Annotated in this window: 3 protein-coding genes; all 3 read right to left on the reverse strand. The window is 69.2% G+C overall.

The features are described from left to right. Positions 1-65 precede the first annotated feature (65 nt). The 3 genes from AB1634_18870 to nhaD all read right to left on the reverse strand — a co-directional run bounded on the left by AB1634_18870 (position 66) and on the right by nhaD (position 3,780). Entirely contained in the window at positions 66-503 is a 438-nt protein-coding gene (locus tag AB1634_18870; protein ID MEW6221575.1) for an Hpt domain-containing protein, read from the reverse strand. Positions 504-721: 218 nt separating this feature from the next. Further along, a complete protein-coding gene (locus tag AB1634_18875; protein MEW6221576.1) occupies positions 722-2,113 on the reverse strand; it encodes a sigma-54 dependent transcriptional regulator in 1,392 nt (463 codons plus the stop codon). A 248-nt stretch (positions 2,114-2,361) separates the two neighbouring features. Further along, the gene (gene nhaD / locus AB1634_18880) at positions 2,362-3,780 is read right to left on the reverse strand and encodes a sodium:proton antiporter NhaD (GenBank protein MEW6221577.1); all 1,419 of its coding nucleotides are present in this window, start codon (positions 3,778-3,780) and stop codon (positions 2,362-2,364) included. Between the last annotated feature and the right edge of the window lie 154 nt (positions 3,781-3,934).

Raw genomic sequence — 3,934 nt, forward strand, 5'->3', positions numbered from 1 at the left:
CTGGTGGGGGGGCGCCCCGGGGGGGGGCCGCCCGCCCGCGCCGGGGCCCCCCCGGGGGGCTGCCCCTACGACCCCACCCCGGCGGCGATTTCGGCCGGCCGGGCCAGCTCCGCCCGGGATGACGGCGCTGCCGGCCGGGAGGCGGTGGCCGTCAGCCGCGCCGAAAAGCCGGCCAAGATCGCCTCCTGGCTGGCCTCCGGCACGTCCTCGTCCCGGAGCAGCCGCCGCACCACGTCCCGGGCGGCCAGGGTACGGCTGATCAGCTCGCCGTCCACGGTCAGCCGGCCATCCCGTACCGCATCGTAGACCGTCTCCACCTGGTGCACGAAGGCGGCAATAGCGTCGAAGCCGAACATCTTGCCCGAGCCCTTCACGGTGTGCAGGGCCCGGAAGACCCGGTTCACCAGCTCCCGGTCGTCCGGTCGCGCCTCCAGCTCGAGAAGGGCCGCCTCCAGATCGTCCAGGAGCTCCTCGGCCTCGGCCCTGAAGATATCCTGCTCCACGCTCCCCTCCTGCGGCACCCTGACTGGCCTGCCTGCTCCCCCGCTGGCGCCTGCCGCCATCAGGTATCAACAAGCGTGCCAGCCCCATCCACCAGCAGGAATCACCTGCTGGCAACAAGTTGCGAGCCAAGCGGGCTGGACTGTGGGCGCCGGTGTCCAGCAAGACGCTGTCTCACTTGCTGGACAGCGTCTCGTCGGCTGGACAGGCGGGGGAACGATCAGCGGGACAGGTGGTGCTTGCTGAGAAGCTGGTAGAAGCGGGCCCGGGACAGGCCACTCATCCGGCAGGCGGCGGTGATGTTCCAGGCGCAGGCCGCCAGCGCCTGCTCCAGGTAGTCCTTTTCCAGCGCCTCCCGGTAGGAGCTCCAGGGGGGCAACGGACTGCCGGCCCGGGGGCGGTGGTGGATGGCAGGCCCCAGGGCCTGTTGCCGCAAGGAGGAGGGCAGGCGCTTGAGGCGCAGATGGATGGGCAGATCGGTATGGTGCAACGTGGGGCAGTGGAAGGCGGCGGCAAAGGCCTGATCCAGGGTCTGGTAGAGCTCCCGCACGTTTCCCGGCCAGTCGTGGGCGGCAAGCGCCCCCAGGGCCTCGGGGCTGATCTCCTTGGGCTCGTGGCCGTAACGGCGGCAGAGGCGGTCGATGAAATGCCGGCTCAGGGCGGCGATATCCCCGGGCCGCTCCCGCAACGGTGGCAGCCGGATCGAGAAGGACTGGAGGCGGAAGAGGAGATCCTGGCGGAAGGTCGCCGCCGCGGCCATGGCAGCCAGATCCTGGTTGGTGGCGGCCACCAGCCGGAAGTCGGATGCCTGCTCGCGGCTGCCACCCACCGGCAGGAAGCGCTGCTCCTGGAGGACCCGGAGAAAGATCTTCTGCACCCCCAGGGGCAGCTCCGCCACCTCATCCAGGAACAGGGTGCCGCCGTCGGCCTGGCTGACGAGGCCCCGGTGGCTGCGGTCGGCGCCGGTGAAGGCGCCCTTCTCATGGCCGAACAGGGTGCTCTCCACCAGGGTCTCCGGCAGGGCGGCGCAGTCCACCACCACGAAGGTGCCGCCGGCGCGCCGGGAGTTGGCATGGATGGCCCGGGCGAAGAGCTCCTTGCCGGTGCCGGTCTCACCGGTGATGAGCACACTGACGTCGCTTTGCGCGGCCTGGGCCAGCTGCCCCAGGCAGGCGCGGATGCCGGGGCTGTCGCCGATGATCTCCTGGCGCTTCAGGGCCTGGGCTGCCTCCTGGGCCCGCTGCCGCTCCTGCCGGTACTGGAGGGCCCGGGCCAGCGGCAGAACCATGTCCTGGATGACCATGGGCTTTTCGACATAATCCCAGGCACCGCTCTCGATGGCCAGCGCCGCGCCGTCATAGGTGCCCTGGCCGGTGACGATGATCACCTCGGGACAGGAAGGCGCCTGGCGGAGCCGGGGCAGGAGGTCGAGGCCGTTGCCATCCGGCAGGATGACGTCCAGGAAGACCACGTCGAAATCACCGGCCGCGGCCAGGGCCTCGGCCTCGGCCACGGTGGCCGCGCCGGCCGCCTGGTGCCCCAGCCGGGTGAGCTTGGCGGTGATGGCGGCGCGGATGAGGTCATCATCATCGACGACCAGGGTCTTGGCCATGACGGGGGTGTCCCTCGGGTGGTTGACGGTTCGCTCAGGCAGCTCGGTGGTGATGGCACCGGCCAAAACCCGGCAGCGCCTCCCCGGTGGAGCCGAGCGGGGCCGCAGCCACGGCCCTGCCCTTGGAGCCTTCTCCATGATAGGAAAGAGCGGTCAGCCAGAACAAGAGGGGAGGACCACCTCCGACGCGTCCGACGCGTCCGACCGGTCCAACGAGGGCCTCCCTGTGCCGCACCGGCAATGCCGGCTCAGAACAGATGCCGGTTGATGATCAGATGGCAGGCGATGCTGGCCCCGTAGCCCAGGGCGATGACCGGGGTCCAGCGCAGGTGGGTGCCAAAGGTGTAGAGCCCTCGGGCGGTGCCCATGAGAGCGACCCCGGCCGCCGAGCCCACCGACAGGAGGCTGCCTCCCACCCCGGCGGTGAGGGTGACCAGGAGCCACTGGCCCAGGGCCATCTCGGGATCCATGGTCAGAACGGCGAACATCACCGGGATGTTGTCCACCAGGGCCGACAGCACCCCCACCAGGACATTGGCCGTGGTGGCCCCAAGATCCTGATAAAAGAAGTCGGAGATCGCCGCCAGGTAGCCGAACTGGGCCAGGCCGCCGACGCAGAGGATGACCCCGTAGAAGAAGAGCAGGGTATCCCACTCCACCCGGGAGATCTTGCGCATGAGGTCGAAGTGGACCACCGGCACGTCCTTGGGCCGCGGGAACCCCCCCTCCCGGGTGCCCAGGACGGCGTCCAGCTCGGCCAGCCGCTGCTCCCTCTTTTTCACGTAGTAGGAAAAGAAGCCCAGGTAGCCCAGCCCCAGCATCATGCCGGTGGCGGGCGGCAGGTGGAGGGAGTTGTGGAAGGAGACCGCGGTGGCGATGGTCAGAAGAAAAAGCACCACGATCCGCTTGGCCCCCAGCTTGAGGGCTACCCGCTCGGCGGCCCCTGCCGGCCGGCCGCTGCCGATGGCGAAGTGCATGGCCGCCGCCGGCAGCAGCCAGTTGACCAGGGACGGCAGGAAGATGGCGAAGAACTCGCCAAACTGGACGCGGCCCTTCTGCCAGACCATGAGGGTGGTGATGTCGCCAAAGGGCGAGAAGGCGCCGCCGGCATTGGCCGCCACCACCACGTTGATGCAGGCCAAAGCGACAAACTGGCGGTTGCTGCCGCCCACCGCCATCACCACGGCGCCCATGAGCAGGGCGGTGGTCAGGTTGTCCGCCACCGGCGAGATGAGAAAAGCCAGAAGGCCGGTCAGCCAGAAGACGGCCCGCAGGGAAAAGCCCCGGCTCACCAGCCAGGCGCGCAGGGCCTGGAAGATGTTGCGCTCCTCCATGGCGTTGATGTAGGTCATGGCCGCAAGCAGGAACAAGAAGAGCTCCGCATACTCCAGGAGGTTGTGGCGGATGGCCTCGTGGGCCCGCTCGTGGTCACCGAGGTGGGCGTAGGTGAGGGCAATGATCACCCAGATGAGACCGGCGGCGAGAAGCACCGGCTTGCTCTTCCGCAGGTGCAGCTGTTCTTCAAGAACCACCAGGCAATAGGCAGCCACGAAGAGGGCCAGGGAGATGATCCCTGGCCAGGAGCCGGTGAGCGACCCAGGGGCAGAGGCGCTGGCCAGGGCTGGCCAGGGCAGGGCGATGGCCGCCAGTACGATGAGGATGGTCATGGCTGGGACCTCCGGGGGGAAGGGACACGGACGAGAGCGTCCTGGCCAAAGCAGGCGCCGCCCTGCGGCCAGTCGGCCGGTGGGCGGCGCCGGAAGCCACCGTCTGCCAACAGGGGCGGTCAGAACTCGGTGAACTCCTCCTCGTCGTCATCGA

The organism is Thermodesulfobacteriota bacterium, from assembly GCA_040755095.1.
In the GTDB taxonomy this organism is placed as follows: Bacteria; Desulfobacterota; Desulfobulbia; order Desulfobulbales; family JBFMBH01; genus JBFMBH01.

Coding starts and splice junctions, on each gene's coding strand:
- AB1634_18875 (MEW6221576.1), bottom strand. CDS start 2,113: ATGGCCAAGACCCTGGTCGTCGATGATGATGACCTCATCCGCGCCGCC.
- nhaD (MEW6221577.1), bottom strand. CDS start 3,780: ATGACCATCCTCATCGTACTGGCGGCCATCGCCCTGCCCTGGCCAGCC.